Annotated in this window: 16 protein-coding genes; all 16 read left to right on the top strand. The window is 42.5% G+C overall.

The annotated features are described in order from the left end of the window. Positions 1–85: 85 nt before the first annotated feature. The 16 genes from IV73_RS01930 to glyA all read left to right on the top strand — a co-directional run bounded on the left by IV73_RS01930 (position 86) and on the right by glyA (position 17,304). Positions 86–1,003, top strand: coding sequence for a magnesium transporter CorA family protein (locus tag IV73_RS01930; protein WP_057754095.1), 918 nt, complete (start codon positions 86–88; stop codon positions 1,001–1,003). A gap of 100 nt (positions 1,004–1,103) precedes the next feature. Further along, on the top strand, positions 1,104–1,241 hold the full coding sequence (locus tag IV73_RS06705; RefSeq protein WP_169790291.1) for a hypothetical protein: 138 nt from the start codon (positions 1,104–1,106) through the stop codon (positions 1,239–1,241). A 198-nt stretch (positions 1,242–1,439) separates the two neighbouring features. After that, positions 1,440–2,867: an NADP-dependent phosphogluconate dehydrogenase gene (gndA, locus tag IV73_RS01935; protein ID WP_057754098.1), complete on the top strand. Its 1,428-nt coding sequence runs from the start codon at positions 1,440–1,442 to the stop codon at positions 2,865–2,867. 237 nt (positions 2,868–3,104) lie between these two features. Continuing rightward, positions 3,105–4,430 (top strand): APC family permease, encoded by a 1,326-nt coding sequence (locus IV73_RS01940; RefSeq protein ID WP_057754101.1) that lies wholly within the window; start codon positions 3,105–3,107, stop codon positions 4,428–4,430. Between the two features lie 18 nt (positions 4,431–4,448). Further along, positions 4,449–5,297: a methyltransferase domain-containing protein gene (locus tag IV73_RS01945; protein ID WP_057754779.1), complete on the top strand. Its 849-nt coding sequence runs from the start codon at positions 4,449–4,451 to the stop codon at positions 5,295–5,297. A 107-nt stretch (positions 5,298–5,404) separates the two neighbouring features. After that, positions 5,405–5,821: a helix-turn-helix domain-containing protein gene (locus tag IV73_RS01950; RefSeq protein WP_057754104.1), complete on the top strand. Its 417-nt coding sequence runs from the start codon at positions 5,405–5,407 to the stop codon at positions 5,819–5,821. After that, on the top strand, positions 5,821–6,651 hold the full coding sequence (locus IV73_RS01955; RefSeq protein WP_057754107.1) for a hypothetical protein: 831 nt from the start codon (positions 5,821–5,823) through the stop codon (positions 6,649–6,651). The genes IV73_RS01950 and IV73_RS01955 overlap by 1 nt, the downstream gene beginning before the upstream one ends. 82 nt (positions 6,652–6,733) lie before the next feature. Then, positions 6,734–8,155, top strand: a complete 1,422-nt coding sequence (locus IV73_RS01960; protein WP_057754109.1) for an APC family permease — start codon at positions 6,734–6,736, stop codon at positions 8,153–8,155. A gap of 78 nt (positions 8,156–8,233) precedes the next feature. Continuing rightward, positions 8,234–10,045 carry a M3 family oligoendopeptidase gene (locus IV73_RS01965; protein ID WP_057754112.1) on the top strand — a complete coding sequence of 604 codons (1,812 nt, stop codon included), beginning with the start codon at positions 8,234–8,236 and terminating at the stop codon, positions 10,043–10,045. A 32-nt stretch (positions 10,046–10,077) separates the two neighbouring features. Beyond that, entirely contained in the window at positions 10,078–11,433 is a 1,356-nt protein-coding gene (locus IV73_RS01970; protein WP_057754115.1) for a Mur ligase family protein, read from the top strand. A gap of 2 nt (positions 11,434–11,435) precedes the next feature. Further along, entirely contained in the window at positions 11,436–12,143 is a 708-nt protein-coding gene (locus IV73_RS01975) for a type 1 glutamine amidotransferase (RefSeq protein ID WP_057754119.1), read from the top strand. 181 nt (positions 12,144–12,324) lie between these two features. Next, positions 12,325–12,933: a thymidine kinase gene (locus tag IV73_RS01980; protein ID WP_057754122.1), complete on the top strand. Its 609-nt coding sequence runs from the start codon at positions 12,325–12,327 to the stop codon at positions 12,931–12,933. A gap of 5 nt (positions 12,934–12,938) precedes the next feature. Continuing rightward, positions 12,939–14,018 (top strand): peptide chain release factor 1, encoded by a 1,080-nt coding sequence (gene prfA, locus IV73_RS01985; protein ID WP_057754125.1) that lies wholly within the window; start codon positions 12,939–12,941, stop codon positions 14,016–14,018. Positions 14,019–14,021: 3 nt separating this feature from the next. Beyond that, positions 14,022–14,879 carry a peptide chain release factor N(5)-glutamine methyltransferase gene (gene prmC, locus IV73_RS01990; protein WP_057754128.1) on the top strand — a complete coding sequence of 286 codons (858 nt, stop codon included), beginning with the start codon at positions 14,022–14,024 and terminating at the stop codon, positions 14,877–14,879. Positions 14,880–14,920: 41 nt separating this feature from the next. Further along, positions 14,921–15,946 carry an L-threonylcarbamoyladenylate synthase gene (locus IV73_RS01995; protein ID WP_057754130.1) on the top strand — a complete coding sequence of 342 codons (1,026 nt, stop codon included), beginning with the start codon at positions 14,921–14,923 and terminating at the stop codon, positions 15,944–15,946. Positions 15,947–16,056: 110 nt separating this feature from the next. Next, complete coding sequence (gene glyA, locus IV73_RS02000; protein WP_057754133.1) at positions 16,057–17,304, top strand: serine hydroxymethyltransferase; 1,248 nt, start codon at positions 16,057–16,059, stop codon at positions 17,302–17,304. Positions 17,305–17,392 lie beyond the last annotated feature (88 nt).

Below are 17,392 nucleotides of genomic sequence, written 5' to 3' on the forward strand. Positions count from 1 at the left end.
TTAATTAGCAGTCTGGGCGTGGCTTGGGCTGTTTTTTATTTTACAAAATACAAAATTAATCCTAAGCGGATGAGCGGAGGAAAAGATGATAGATGTAAAAGAATTTGATAATTTTAAGTGGGTTCGGGCTCATCAGGTTAGCTCTGATGACCGGAAGATTTTACATCGACAGTACCAAATTGCCAATGAGATGATTAATTACGCAATTGACCCGTACGAAAGTGCTCGGGTTGAAGTGGATGGTGATTATTTATTGATGATTTTTGATATTGTAACCCCCACTTCGGCGATTGCAACGACCGAACCGGTTGGGATAATGATTGAAAAAACGGGGGCACAGTTCATTACATTTACCCGGGTTGAAACACGGTATATCGAAACGTATATTAATAAAATTAGTAGCCAGTTATCGACCGACGAGCAACCCGTCCAGTTGGCGGATCTCTTGATTGATTTATTACGGGTGGTTTCTAGTCGCTTCCAGTCCGTGATTTTGGAAATTAATCGGCGTCGGGCACCGATTCAGCGAGCCTTACGCGAAACCAAACAGGTACAAACTAAGATTGATGAATTGATGAGTTTGCAGACAGATCTTATCTACCTCTTGAATTCATTACATAGTGATAAAGAGTTGTTGGTGTCTTTGCAAGGGCAAAAGTTGATTCCTTTAACCGCATCCCAGCTGGAACGGTTGGAAGATGTCCAAGTGGAATTACAACAAGCTGTTGATACAGGAGAATTATCACAACAGGTGACAAACCAGGTGGAAGATTCGTATGCTGCGATTGCAAATAATAATCTAAATTGGACGATGAAACTGTTGACGGCGTTGACGATTATTTTAACGATTCCAACAATGGTGAGCGGTTTTTATGGTGAAAATGTTAAGAGTCTCCCGATGGCCAACTTTGATAGTGGTTGGTTAATTACGATAGGGGTCATGTTATTATTGATGATTGCAACAACCATCATTTTTTGGGTTTCAGGTTTTTTCAAGCGTTGAAATTAGTAAAAATTAGGAATAATTTGGCGTAATTGTTGACTTTTGTGGATAAATTCGCTATGATTGTACAGTTATCGATAACAAAACGGAGGTAAATATCATGGCTGTTCGGTCACCATATAACTCATGGGCAGGAAAGCGCCCAGTGAGCCACGACGCAAACAAGAAAGCGCGTCAAGCAGAAATTGTTAATATCCAAGCTTGGGCTAAGGGTAAAGCAGAATTGGAAACAAAGTAATTTGTAATTCCGTGGAAAGCACCTATCTGTCGCAGATATGCGAGGATAAGTGCTTTTTGTTTGCCCTGAATTGTTTAGAAGGTACTAACTTAAAAACGGATAAGTAATTTGTGAATTAGTGAAGCAAAATGCATTTATCAGTGTATAATTTAATTAGTAAAATATAAATTACTGGATATTTTTAAGGGGGATAATCAGATGGAAAAAGCGAATTTTGGTGTAGCCGGATTAGCCGTTATGGGGCGTAATTTAGCCTTAAACGTTGAATCACGTGGTTATACTGTTGCGGTTTATAATCGTTCAAGTGCTCGGACTGAGGACTTGGTCCAAAAGCACGCAGATAAGAAGTTTGTACCCAGTTATACAGTAGAAGATTTCGTTAACTCAATCGAACGCCCTCGTCGGATTTTGTTGATGGTTAAAGCTGGAGCTGGAACTGATGCCGTAATCGAAGAAATGCTACCATTCTTGGATAAGGGGGATATCTTGATTGATGGTGGAAACACCTTCTTTGAGGACACAATTCGCCGTTCAAAGCACCTGGAAGAGTCAGGAATCAACTTCATCGGAATGGGCGTCTCAGGTGGTGAGTTAGGTGCGTTGCAAGGGCCTTCTATGATGCCTGGTGGACAAAAGGAAGCTTACGATTTGGTTGCCCCAATTTTGCAAGAAATTGCAGCTAAGGCCCCTGAAGATGGTAAACCAACTGTTACCTACATTGGACCAGATGGAGCCGGACACTATGTTAAGATGGTGCATAACGGCATCGAATATGGTGATATGCAATTAATCGCTGAAACATATGATTTGTTGAAGCGTGTGGTTGGGTTGAACCAACAACAACTTGCTGAGACTTTTAAGAGTTGGAATGAAGGTGAACTTGATTCATATTTGATTGAGATTACAGCCGATATTTTGACGCGTAAAGATGACATGGGTAGCGACAAGCCGATGGTTGATATGATTTTGGACCGGGCTGGGAATAAAGGAACTGGTAAGTGGTCTTCACAATCAGCGCTTGCAATTGGCGCACCTCAATCATTAATTACTGAGTCAGTTTATGCCCGTTACATTTCAGCAATGAAGGATGATCGAGTAGCTGCTTCAAAGGAACTACATGGACCTGTTCAAACTTTTAATGGTGATATTGATGCAACTATTGAAGATATCCGCAAGGCTTTGTACTTTGGAAAAATTATGTCTTATGCACAGGGATTTGACCAATTGCGGATGGCTTCAGATTACTATAACTGGAATTTGCCATTTGGTGAATTAGCTCAATTGTGGCGTGCTGGAGCAATTATCCGGGCCCGCTTCCTACAACGGATTACGGATGCTTACGATAGCAATGCTGATTTGCATAATCTTTTGTTGGATGATTACTTCAAGGGAATTGCCGAAAAATATCAAGATGCAGCTCGGCGTGTTATTGCTTTAGCCGTGCAAGCTGGTATCCCTGCTCCTTCATTGTCAGCAGCGGTTGCTTACTACGATTCATATCGTTCAGAAGTTTTGCCTGCGAACTTGATCCAAGCTCAACGTGACTACTTCGGTGCTCACACTTACGAACGTGTTGACAAGCCAGCCGGTGAAATGTACCACTATAGCTGGTATGACGAGGCTTAAAATTAAAAAATTAGCCAGATGGGTTAAATAGCTATTTTAATTGGATTGATGCGCTTTTAGGAGTGTCAATCCTTTTTGTTTGGTCAAGCTAAGCACTGAACATCTTTGACAGTGGGGAGAGAAACGAAATGCAATCAAAAAATATGCGTAAAGATTAGTGGGAACGCTTGTTTAATGCTAGGCAGGCATGCTATGATTATTAGAGTTTTTTAATTTAAAAGCAATGGGGGATTGGGTATGCATGAGGGACAAGAGAGTGGTTATAAACCGAATTTAGGACTGGCATCAGGGTTATCTTTAGTAATCGGAACGGTGATTGGGTCAGGAATATTTTTTAAACAAGCCAGCGTTTTAGAAACGGCTGGAAGCCCTGTTGCGGGCTTAATGGCTTGGATTGTGGGTGGAATCATTACTTTGGCCGCGGGGCTGACGATTGCTGAAGTTGGAGCCCGGGTACCCAAAGCTGGTGGATTTTATAGCTATTTAGATGATATTTATGGTCATTTAACAGGCTTTTTGACGGGTTGGTCGCAAGTTGTGGTGTATGCTCCGGCAGTGATTGCCTCAATTGGAGGTTATGCGGCCCATTTGACGGCTAATTTTTTAAATTTGGATCTTGGTTTAGTGCGCTGGATTGGTGTTATCTATATCTTATTTGTCATGGGAATTAATTTATTAGACCACCGTGTGGCCGCTGGTTTTGCGGTTTTAACGACGACTATTAAGTTGGTGCCAATTGTTATTTTAGTATTATATGGTCTATTTTTTGGACAAGCGGATGCGATCGGTACAACGGCGCATCAGGTGACCCAAACGACCAGCGGTAGCTTTGGAATGGCGATTTTAGCGACTTTATTTGCTTATGATGGCTGGGTGTTAGTCGCCAATATCCGCGCAGAAATGAAAAATCCGCGGCGGGATTTACCACTGTCAATTGTCCTCGGGGTTTTAACGATTATATTGGCGTATGTCGGGGTGACTTATGGAGTCTACCGTGCTTTGCCAGCCCACACGATTGTATCCTTGGGTGATAATGCGGTCTTTGCGGTCATTCAAGCCGCCTTTGGGGCAATCGGAGGTCGGTTATTAGCAATTATTATTATTATTTCAATGTTGGGAACTTTGAATGGTAAAATGGTCGCTTTTCCGCGGATGGCCCATGCGATGGCTGATGATGGTTATTTCCCCAAATATCTCGGGCACTTAACTACACGAACGCATGTCCCAGCCGCAGCCACAATGACGATTGGGCTAGCAGCTATTTTTATTACAACTTGCACTAATTCGGCAGATCGGCTATCTGATATGGCGATTTTTACGGTCTGGATTTTTTACGTTTTAGCTTTTATTGGGGTATTCATCTTACGACGAAGGCAAAAAAATGGTGGATACGTCGTTGATTTTAAAACACCACTTTATCCGCTTACGCCCTTAGTTGGAATTGTGGGTGGTAGCTTTGTTATTATTTCAACGTTGCAAAATGACTTTAGTGGAGCCGTCACCTCTTTAATCATGGTACTTGCAGGGGTTCCGGTCTACTTATATTATAAAAATAAGAATTAATTATGAATGGATAAAAAAATGAAAAAAATTGATAAAGGTCGGCAATTCCTCCAAAATAATCTGGCTTTATTTAAATGTGGCGTTTGTGATCAACCTTATGCCAAAATTGAAGACACCAGTTTAGTTTGTCCGTTGGGGCATCAGCTAGATTTAAATAAAAAAGGGAGCATGGTCTTTTTGAAGCATGCGGTGAATACGGAATACGATGATGCGATGTTAGCTGCCCGCCGCCGCATTTTAACGGCCGGATTATTTGATGGGATTATTCAAGCGGTTAATCAAAGTTTACCAGCGACACCCCAAACGATTTTAGATGTTGGGACTGGCGAAGGGACGCCATTAGCGCGCTTGTTAGCGCAGCGTTCCAGTCAAACACCCGATATCGCGGTTGGGTTTGATATTAGTAAGGCAGGCGTTCAACTGGCGACGCAATTGGATACGGACGCGTTTTTTGCGGTAGCTGATTTAGCCCAACTACCATTTAATGATCAGGTCTTTGATGCCATTATTGAATTCTTTTCACCGAGTGCCTATCATGAATTTCAGCGCGTTTTAAAACCCCAAGGGACCTTAGTCAAAGTAGTGCCCAATGCCGGTTATTTGCAGGAATTACGGGAAAAATTATATTTACCAGATTCTAAAAATTATACTTACGATAATCAAGCAGTGGTCGAACGCTTTATACAGCAATATCCGGAGGCAAACAAGCAAATTGTGCAGTATCAGTGGGCCATTCCACAGGCCTTATGGGTTGATTTATTACATATGACTCCTTTGCATTGGGGTGCTCGTGCTGAGATGCAAGTTGCCGCAGAACAGCAGCCACTCCCAACCGTGACGGTGGATGTGACTATTTTGCAAGTTTAATAACTAGCAATCTGTTAAATTTAGTGGTAAAATTAATTGATTTTCGTTAAAAATTAGATTTGTTTGAACCAAAATTATGAGCTTAAAAAAGGAGGAGTGAGAATCACATGTTTCCAGAACGATTACGTGAATTACGTAAAAGCCGTAATATCACGCTTGAAACGTTGGCAGAAGCGCTTAATCAACAGCTTGATCCAGGACAAAAACCTAATACTGCCGCACAAATCGGGAATTGGGAACGTGGCGATCGTTCGCCTTCATATGTAGAAGTTCGAAAATTGGCGGATTTTTTTGATGTGACCATGGATTTTTTGGTTGGAAGAGTTAGTGTTGAAAAAACTGATTTATCCCTCTTGTTTTTATCGGGGAAAGAGATTGATTACAACGGTAAGCCTTTGACCGACCAAGAGCGTTTTGATATTTTTCAGATTATCAACCGCCATTTCGTGGAGAAGAATAGTATATTTAGTGCTGATCAAGGCGCCGATAACGGGTCCCATATTCAGCAAGGAGATTTATTTTAATGATGTTAAATCAACTGATTAAGGTTGATGAACGCCAGCTCACTGAGTCCTCTGTACTTAGTGAGCTGTTTATTTATCAACATAAATTTGAGCAGATTACGACCATTCAAGCGTTGTTAAAGCAAGTACAGCAAGTTGTGGAAGCCTTACATGCCGGTTTATTACCACCCAATTTACCATGGTTGGAAGTCGATGAAGCAATGGTGGGGGAAGTTCAGCAGGTTATCTTAAAGCGTTATCCCACGCAACCGGATTTAGGGAATCAAGCGTGGCAAAGGTCCCTAGATGATTTAGAAGCGTTAGATCAGTGGCTGCATAATTTTCGGGATCTTTTAATTACTAACTATCAAATGTATGGGTATGTTTCAACGCCTTGGTTAGGCGCGTTACAGGCTTATCTGGGTCAGCGTTCAACTTTGGAACTGATGGCGGGGCGTGGTTATTTAACCGCCGGTTTGCGGGCCTTAACCCCAGATGTCAAGCATCAAGCAGTTGATAATTTGAGCTGGAAAAATCAGCCAGATGTAAATGTTATGCCCGCTGTAACAGAGGTGGAAGATTTGGATGCCTTGCAGGCGTTAGCAATTAATGCGCAGCAAAGCGAAGTGCTTTTAATGAGTTGGGCACCAGATAACGCAACGTTGGATGTCGAAATTTTAAAATGGGTGCGGGCACATTATGCAGGTGAGTTTTTGGTCATAGGTGAAGTGAATGGTGCGACTAATTCGGCGGAATTTTGGCAAACTGCGCATTTGAAGCCGCTAAAAGCCATCAATCGCAAATTTCCTAGTTTTGATTTAATTGATGAAAAAATTTATCAAGTGCATTAATAAATTTAATTGCTTATCAGGGTTTAATTGGGTATTATTAGATAATTATGTGATGATTAGGCCTGAATGAAAGGGGTAGGTTATGAAAATTTGGGAACAAATGACGCAAAGAGAGCAAGCTAGTAACTATGAAGATAAAGATTCTCAATTGCAACGGGTCTTGGGGGTTAAAGATTTCTTGGCGCTGGGCGTGGGAACGATTGTGTCGGCATCCATTTTCACTTTGCCAGGAGTGATTGCAGCACAACATTCTGGTCCAGCGGTGGTAATTTCATTTTTGTTGGCGGCTGTAGTAGCGGGTCTAATTGCTTTTGCGTATGCTGAAATGGCGGCCACGATGCCTTTTGCTGGCTCGGCTTACTCATGGATTAACGTTTTATTTGGTGAATTTTTAGGTTGGCTTGTTGGCTGGGCGTTATTAGCCGAATATTTCATTGCCTTAGCGTTTGTTGGGGCCGGACTATCTGCAAATTTACGAGGTCTCTTAGCAGAATTTGGCGTACATTTACCACGGGTTTTGACGGTGCCGATGAGTGCTGGCGGATTTGGAGATATTATCTCGATTTTAGCAATTTTATTGGTAACCTGGTTATTGGGCCGGGGCGTGAAAAATGCGACTCGCGTAGAATTATTACTGGTTTTGGCGAAAGTCTTTGCGATTGTTTTGTTTTTAATTGTTGGCTTAACCGCTTTTCATCCCGCCAATTTACATCCGTTTGTACCAGCCTATGACCCAGCCGTAAAACCTGGGCCTTATGGTGGTTGGCAAGGCATTTGGGCGGGAGTGTCTGGTATTTTCCTTTCATACATTGGATTTGATGCAATCGCCGCTAATTCCGCGGAGGCCAAGGAGCCTAGTAAAACTATGCCTCGTGGAATTTTAGGCTCATTGTTAATTGCCGTTATTTTATTTTCCACGGTATCGTTAGTTTTGGTCGGGATGTTTAAATCAAGTGTCTATGCTGGCAATGCAGAACCGGTTGCATGGGCACTACGGGCGACGCAACATCCTTTGGTTTCCGCGATTGTCGCTTCGATTGCCGTGGTCGGAATGTTTAGTGCTTTAATTGGAATGAGTATGGCGGGTTCACGTTTAGTTTATGCCTTTGGTCGGGATGGATTGTTACCCCAATCATTAGGTAAATTAGATGCTAAAGGGACCCCGCAAGTGGGCTTGTGGACGATGGCCTTGGTGGCAATTATCATTACTGCGTGCTTTGAGTTTGCGCAGTTAGCTCAATTGATTTCAGCAGGTACTTTAGTAGCCTTCGTTTTTGTTTCTTTGGGGATTTATAAATTACGTCCGCGGGAAGGCAAAGACTTAGCGCAACCAGCCTTTCAGATGCCATGGTATCCCGTGCTACCGGGGGTGGGAGCCTTGGCCGCCCTATTAGTATTGTTGGGTCTTGGGACGGATGCCAAATTGATGATGTTGATTTGGTTTGTCATTGGAATTGCAGTATACTTTTTGTATGGAATGGAACATAAAATTCGGGCTAAATAGTTTGAAGAACTTTAAAGATGGTTGATAACATTGGGATTAGCCATTGTAATACATAAAATTAGGCTGGAGGTTGTTGAGATGTATCAATTAAATTGGGATTTGGATTCAATTTATCAAGGGGGCGTAAATGGTGCGGATTTTCAACAACATTTAGCTGAATTTAAGGAAATGCTGCAACAATTTACGCAAACTATGCAAGCTTTAGCTGATCGGGCATTAGATGAAAACATTTTCCCGGCCGTAACGCAGGCACTAGATGCATATCAGACGCTGTTATCAAGACAATTGACATTGGATTTATTCGTTAATGCATGGGCAGCGGATAATTATGGAAATCCCATTTATCGGCCTATTCAGGTTCAATTGGAGCAATTAGCTGCCCAATTGACCGAACCTGAGCAAATTCTTCAACGCTTATTAGGATCGATGCCAGAACCAGTCTTTCAAGTATTTGTGGAAGAGCCGGCCATTGGACCGATTAAATTTGCGGTGCAAGAGATGCGATCTGCGGCGCAACGGTTGTTAGCACCGGCGACCGAACAATTATTCAATCAAATGCAGTTAGATGGATTATCAGCGTGGTCTAGCCATTATGAGACTTTGGTTGGTGGTCTAACATTGACGTATGTTGATGAGTTTAATCAAGAACGGACAATTTCGGCGGGACAAGCTGTGAATGAAATTGATGGTTACCCGGATGCTAAAGTACGAGCGCACATCATGCAAGCATATGAACAGATGTGGGCGCAGGTAGAAGACTTGGCGGCTGATACCTTGAATCATTTGGCTGGAGCACGTTTAACGGAACAACATGCCCATCATGAAATGGACTTTTTGACTGAGCCCCTACGCTTAAATCGGATGTCGAAGGCTGCTTTAGATATGATGTGGCAGGTGGTGGAAGAACATCAAACTATGTTTAAACCTTATTTCAAACGGCGTGCTGAATTATTAGGGGTTACGGAGTTAGGTTGGCAAGATCAAACGGCACCTTTAGGCGCATTAGGTAATTATCAAGCGCAAAAAATGAGTTATGATGAAACGGCACAATTGATTATTGAAAATTTTGCTAAATATTCACCCAAGATGGCGCAATTTGCACAAAACGCGTTTGAAAAGCAATGGATTGAAGCGCAAAACCGGCCGGGTAAGCAACCGGGGGGCTGGATGGAGAGTGTGCCAGATTTACAAGAATCACGTATCTTTTTGACCTTTACGGGTTCACCTAATGATGCGGCAACGATTGCACATGAATTAGGGCATGGTTTCCATACTGAAGTCTTAAAAGATTTGCCATACTTGCGAAATAATTACGCGATGAACGTCGCTGAGACGGCTTCAACTTTTGCCGAGCTAGTGGTTAATGATGCCAATGTACAAAATGCACAGAGTGATGCCGAACGGGTAGCTTTATTAGATGCTAAATTAGCTAATCCGGTCGCTATGTTTATGAACATCAACGCCCGTTACCGCTTTGAGCGGCAGTTTTATCAAGAGCGTCAGGCTGGATATGTGCCAGCTAGTCGGTTAAATGAAATGATGGAAGCGGCCCAAAAAGCCGCTTTCCAAGGTGTCTTAACGACCTGGCATCCCCACTTCTGGGCCTCAAAGCTTCATTTTTACGCGGACGATGTACCTTTCTATAATTTCCCATACACCTTTGGATACTTGTTTAGTCTAGGTATTTATACGTGGGCTAAGCAGCAACCAAACTTTGAAGCAGCCTATATTGAATTATTGCAAGACACGGCTGCGATGACGACTGAAGAACTAGCACTGAAGCATCTACATGTGGATTTGACACAACCTGATTTCTGGGAGCAAGGTGTTAAAGCAATTCAAGCTGATTTGGATGAATATTTGACTTTATCAGCACAATTTGTAAAATAAACTAAATTATATAAAAATGCGAGGCATGTAATATGACGATAAAAAGTAGCTTTGCCAAAATGGTTGGAAAGTCAACTTATTTTGTGTTAACCAAAGTTTTCCATCGGGGTGGAACCTCCCTTCCCGGTACATTGGCCATGAAAATTGATCCGAATGTATTACAAACGATGGCCAATCAATACAATGTTATTTTAGTCACGGGAACGAATGGAAAAACGTTGACGACCACTTTAATTACGCGTGTTTTGCGAGAAAAGTATACGGATGTGATTACGAATCATTCTGGTTCAAATATGCTTCAAGGAATTACTGGAACGATGTTGTCGGCCAAGGTTAAAGATCGGACACAAAAGCCGTTATTAGTCTTAGAAGTTGATGAAGCCAATGTTGAGGAAGTTAGCCGCCAATTAAAACCTAAAGCGTTTGTCTTGACTAATATTTTCCGTGATCAGTTGGATCGTTATGGTGAAATTTATACCACCTATGAGAAGATCTTGCGGGGAATTCGTTTGGTACCGGAAGCCACTTTGTTTGTGAACGCTGATTCGCCAATCTTTATGCGGGGTGATTTACCAAATCCACGCGTTAATTTTGGTTTTAATCATGTTCCAGCTAAGGGTGATGAACGGGCTCCTCATAACACGGATGGGATTTTGTCACCCACGGATAACAGTATTTTGTCATACCATTTCCGGACGTTTGCAAATCAGGGTGATTATTTCTCAAAGACGGATGATTTTAAACGGCCTACATTAGATTATGCGGTGACAAAGTTGAATCAGTTAACGCCTAAATTCTCTAATTTTGATCTTGATGGTGAAACCTATCAAATTGAAATCGGCGGGATGTACAATATTTATAATGCTTTGGCCGCTTATACGGTTGGTCGGACCTTAGGTGTTTCAAAAACCCAAATTCACCATGCGTTTGAATCGAATGAGCAAATTTTTGGTCGACAAGAACAGATTCAAGTCAAAGATAAAGCCGTTACGATTGTATTGATTAAAAATCCTGTGGGTGCTAACCAAGTCTTGGAAATGATGAAGACTGACCCTGATCCGAAATCAGTGATGGTTTTGTTGAATGCAAACTATGCAGATGGAATTGATACGAGTTGGATCTGGGACGCTGAATTTGAAGATTTGAAAGACATGAACGTGCAAGCTTTGGCCACTGGTGGTGAGCGGTATAAGGACGTGTATGTTCGATTGAAGATGTCGGGATTTGGAGATCACCCGTTCTATCCAAGCATGAAGCAAGTTGTTGGTGCCATTGAAAAGATGCCGACGAAAAATGTATATGTCATGGCGACCTACACGGCAATGTTGCAATTACGAGAACAATTAGCCCAGCGCGGTTATCTTAAAAATCATCAGATGGGGGAATAAGCATGGCTAAATATCAGATTAACGCCGCACATTTATATGCTGATTTGATGAATACGTATGGCGACTATGGGAACTTAGTGGCTTTACGCTATTATGCACAGCAAATTGGGGTGGATTTTAACGTGGATGTGGTCTCAATTGGGGATGAATTCCATGACCAAAAGTACGATTTCGTGCTGTTTGGCGGTGGTCAAGACTATGAAGAACAAGTGGTCGCTGCTGATTTGCCTACAAAGTCCGCAGCCATTAAGCGCTATATTGAAGCTGATGGACCTTTCTTAGGGGTTTGTGGTGGATTCCAGCTGCTTGGTGAATATTTCTTGTTGGCTGATGGGACGCGCGTGGAGGGGATTTCAGCGATGCGTCATTACACGTTAAATCAACCGCATAATCGGTTTACTGGTAACATTCGCATCCAAAGTGAAGAAACTGGACAGATTTATGTAGGTTTTGAAAATCATCAAGGCCGGACCTTTATTGCGGATAATGAGCGCCCCCTTGGGAACGTTTTGTCCGGGAATGGAAATAATGGTGAGGATCACGGCGAAGGCTTAATCTATAAAAATGTGTTTGGTACCTATTTTCACGGGCCAATTTTAACGCGGAATGGTAATTTAGCTTTACGGATGTTGGCGATTATCTTAAAGCGTAAATATCCAGAAATTGATTGGAAAGCTAAGTTGGCGCCAGTTGAACCAGAATCGTTTTAGCTAGTTTGGCAAAATTAAGTGCATTCTCGTTGCTTGAGGGTGCCTTTTTTGTTGATAAGATGAGTTCAATCAAATTAGTTGAGGCTTGGTCATTTTACGAAGGAAAGACACGGATAATTCATCGAACGACAATGATTTTCGTGTATAATAATTAAGATAGATTAAAAAGGGGTGGTAGATTATGGCACAGTTATTCTTTCGTTACGGCGCAATGGCCAGTGGTAAGAGTATTGAGATTTTAAAAGTTGCACACAATTATGAAAGTCAGGGCCGGAAAGTTTTACTATTAACGAGTGCTTTTGATAATCGGACCGAAATTGGAGCGATTGCTTCACGAATCGGGTTGCAGCGGACTGCGCGAGCAATTTCACCGGATGACGATTTGGCCGCAATTATTCGACCAGTCACTGATGATATTTCAGCGGTGCTTATTGATGAAGCCCAATTTTTAACGAAAGCTCAAGTTTTAGAATTAACCCAAATTGTTGATGATTTAAATATCCCAGTCTTAGCCTTTGGGTTAAAACAGGATGCATTTAATCAGTTATTTGTCGGTTCAGAAGCCTTATTAATCTATGCTGATAAAATTGAAGAAATGAAAACGCTGTGCTCATTTTGTACGCGCAAAGCAACCATGAATTTGCGGATTGCGGATGGGCAACCCGTTTATAGTGGTGCGCAAATCCAAATTGGGGGCGATGAGGCCTATATGCCCGTTTGTCGACGGCACTATCAGCACCCTGATTTAGCTATGATTGAACAACATCTCCAAAGTTTAGAAAAGGAATAATGATAATGGACGAAATTTTTGAAAAGGTGCAAGCGCTAGTTGACCGCTACGATGAAGTGAGTGAAATGTTGAGTGATCCAGATGTTATTAGTGACACCAAACGGTTTATGGAACTTTCAAAAGAAGAAGGTTCACTTCGCGAGACGGTGGAAACTTTTAAGCATTACCAGGAAGTCTCGGCTGATTTAGCTGGTGATAAAGAGCTTTTGCAAGAAAAGCTTGATCCAGAAATGGAAGAAATTACCAAAGAAGAAATTAAGGAATTAACGGCGGAAAAAGTGAACCTAGAAGATCAACTGAAGGTTATGTTGTTACCCAAAGACCCTAATGATGATAAAAATATTATTATGGAAATTCATGGGGCCGCTGGTGGGGATGAAGCAGCGCTTTTTGCGGGTAATTTGTATGAAATGTACTCACGCTATGCCGAAAAGCAAGGTTGGACGATTCAAGTGATTGATGAAAACCGAACTGAAATTGGTGGTTATAAAGAATTAGTTTTGATGATTCAAGGGAATAATGTTTATTCTAAGTTGAAATTTGAGAATGGGGCGCACCGTGTTCAACGGGTGCCCGAGACCGAATCGGCTGGCCGCGTACATACTTCAACAGCGACGGTTGGGGTGATGCCAGAATATGAAGATGTTGATATTGAGATTGAAGACAAAGACCTCCGGGTCGATGTGTATCGGTCTTCTGGGGCTGGGGGACAGCATATTAACAAAACTTCATCAGCCGTGCGGATGACCCACATTCCCACGGGGGTGGTGGTTGCAATGCAGGATCAACGTTCGCAGCAACAAAATCGGGCCAAGGCATTAGAAATTTTGAAGGCGCGTGTTTATAACTACTACGCCTCGCAAAATGAAGCGGAGTATTCAGAGATGCGAAAGACGGCGGTTGGAACGGGCGATCGTTCGGAGCGGATTCGGACGTATAATTACCCGCAAAATCGGGTCACCGACCACCGGATTGGCTTATCGTTGAACAAGTTAGATCGTATTATGAATGGTGAATTAGAAGATATTATCGATGCTTTGGTGATTGCTGATCAGACCGCCCAGCTTGAGGAATTGAAGAAATAGCTTATGTTTGAAGAAGAATGGACTTTTGAAGCTTTACGGCAATGGGGTAATTGGCAATTAGAACCTTATATTCAAGATCAAACCGATCGTGAAAATCAATTAGACTATTTATTAACAGGCATGATGGACTGGAATTATAGTCAATTGAATAATAATTTAAATACAGTGATTGAAGATCCCAAACGGATCCGCTTCATGGTCGCGGTGCGCGCCCTTAAAGGCGGGGAGCCCGTGCAATATGCTTTGGGGCATGCGCCATTTTACGGTCGCGAATTTCAAGTTGATCGGCGGGTTTTGATTCCACGTCCAGAGACCGAAGAGTTAGTAGATTGGATTTTAAAAGATCAGCCCCAAACCACCCAACGCGTTTTAGACGTTGGGACTGGTTCAGGGGTAATTGCGATTACTTTGCAGGCTGAACGCCCAGCTTGGCAAGTGCTAGGGAGTGATATCTCGGCCGAGGCTTTGGCTGTGGCAAAAGTCAATGGAAAAAAGTATGCGCCAGCCGTTACGTGGCAACAGAGCGATTTATTTTCCCAAATTGAAGGACAATTTGATGTGATTGTGTCTAATCCGCCTTATATTGCGGAGAATGAAAAAACAGTGATGGATGATTCGGTTCTTTTTTATGAACCGGAATTAGCTTTGTTTGCAGACGATCAAGGGTTAGCTTTATATAAGCTAATAGCCCAGCATTTATTAGATTATCTAGCGCCGCAGGGGACAGCCTATTTTGAGATTGGCTATTTGCAAGGGCCAGCTTTAGTGGAGTTGTTTGAAACTTTGCCCGAGGTTCAAGTTGAATTACGGCAAGATTTTAGTGGACATGATCGAATGCTGCAAGTTAAGCGGATGAACTAAGATGTAAAATGAAATATTGAAAAAAGAGTGAGAAGGCAAATATGGAAACAAAAATATGGCAAGCGACCGATTTAAGCGCAGCTGTTACAGCCTTAAAACGGGGGCGTCTAGTGGCGTTTCCGACTGAGACCGTCTATGGTTTGGGAGCAGATGCGTTCAATGAAAAAGCAGTTAGTAAAGTGTATGCAGCAAAGGGACGACCTTCTGATAATCCGTTGATTGTTCACGTTGCCACGCCTAGCCAAGTGCGTGATTATGCTCAGGTGAGTGAGCAAGCCCAGCAATTAATGGATGCCTTTTGGCCGGGACCATTGACCATTATCTTACCAGTGGTACCAGATAAATTATCAAAATTAGTGACGGGTGGCTTACAGACGGTAGCTTCCCGGCTTCCCGATAATGCAGTTACGCGGCAATTAATTAATGCGGTGGGTTCACCCTTAGTGGGACCATCGGCGAATACCTCTGGAAAGCCTAGCCCCACCATTGCTGAGCATGTCTACCATGATTTACACGGTAAGATTGCCGGAGTGGTTGATGATGGTGCCACCAAGATTGGAGTTGAATCAACAGTGATTGATTTATCAACCGACAGTCCTGCTATTTTACGACCAGGTAAAATTACCGGTCCTGAAATTGAAGCTGTTTTAGGGGGGCCAGTTGATTCTTTTGAACATCACGTAGCAGCAGATGAGGTGCCTAAAGCACCGGGTATGAAATATCGGCATTATGCGCCAGACAAAGATGTCTATATGGTTAAAGAAGCGGATTGGACTCAAGCTATCATCTGGGCGCAAGGACAATTGGCCCCTGTCGGTTTGATGCTCCCTGATCAATTGGTTGAAAAACATCAATTAGCGGGGATGGACTTTGTTTGGCCATTAGGTGAAAATGATGCCAGCGCGGCGGCAAAATTATTTGCTGGGTTACGTAATTTCGATGACCAGCCCATGGTAAAAACGATTTTGGTGGCGCGGTTAGCTGACACGCCAGCGAATGGAGCTTATAATAATCGTTTAAATAAAGCAGCCGGTGGTCAATATTTTGATGTGGCAGAATTTATGTGATTTAAATTTATTACCTATGTAATGTAAGTAATAGGATAATGGTTTAAACATGATAAAGTGGTCGCAACAAGATTATATATTTATATTTAAGTAAAAAAGGAGCGTGTTAAATGAATTATCGTGAATTTGATCCTGAATTATGGTCAGCGGTTGATCGTGAAGCAAAACGGCAAGAGCATAACGTGGAACTGATTGCTTCTGAAAATATTGCTTCTGCGGGAGTTCGGGCTGCACAAGGTAGTATTTTGACAAATAAGTATGCTGAAGGTTATCCAGGCAAACGCTATTACGGTGGAACGGAATATATTGACCAGATTGAGCAATTAGCGATCGACCGCGCCAAGGAATTATTTGGCGCTGAATATGCTAATGTGCAACCGCACTCTGGTTCACAAGCTAATGCCGCCGTTTATGCCGCTTTATTAGCGCCCGGCGATGATGTTTTAGGCTTGGGATTAAACGATGGTGGTCATTTAACACATGGATCACCAGTTAACTTTTCTGGAAAAATGTACCGATTCCATTCTTATGGGTTAGATGAGAATGAATTAATTAACTATGATGAAGTCGAAGTTTTAGCCCACCAATATCATCCAAAGTTGATTGTGACGGGGGCCTCAGCTTATTCACGCTTTATTGATTTTGATCGTTTCCGCGCTATTGCTGACGAAGTTGGCGCTTATTTGATGGTTGATATGGCCCATATTGCTGGGTTAGTCGCTGCCGGTGTTCACCCATCGCCAGTTGGAATCGCGGATGTTGTAACCACGACGACGCACAAAACTTTGCGAGGACCACGTGGAGGATTGATTTTAGCTAAGGCCGAATTAGGTAAAAAGTTAGATTCAGCGATTTTCCCGGGAACGCAAGGTGGCCCATTAGAGCAAGTGATTGCGGGGAAAGCAGCGGCCTTTTACGAAGATTTACAGCCTAGCTTTAAAGCGTACGGGCAACAAGTCATTGCGAATGCCAAGGCCATGGTTGAAGTCTTCAAGGCTTCTCCAGTGGTCCATGTAGTTTCAGGCGGGACCGATAATCATTTATTCAACCTAGATTTAACGAAAACGGGCTTGAATGGAAAAGAAGCGCAAATTTTGTTGGATTCAGTTGCGATTACGGTCAATAAAGAATCAATTCCAAACGAACCACTTAGCCCCTTTGTGACGTCTGGAATCCGGATTGGAACCCCAGCGATTACCACCCGTGGTTTTAAAGAAGCCGAGGCAAAAAAGGTTGCGGAATTAATTTTGCAAGTTATGACGCACCCTGAGGACGAGCAAGTTTTGGCAGAAGTCGCGCAAAAGGTGCGAGATTTAACTGATAAATACCCATTATCAGAAATTGAATATGCTAATTAGCCGGTAAAAACGGGGTAATGGACTGGACGATGGATGGTAGCTTCTGCTATAATGATTAACAGCAAATTTTACATAATTCATCCAAACA

This window comes from Weissella kandleri (assembly GCF_001438705.1).
GTDB classification, from domain to species: Bacteria; Bacillota; Bacilli; order Lactobacillales; family Lactobacillaceae; genus Weissella; species Weissella kandleri.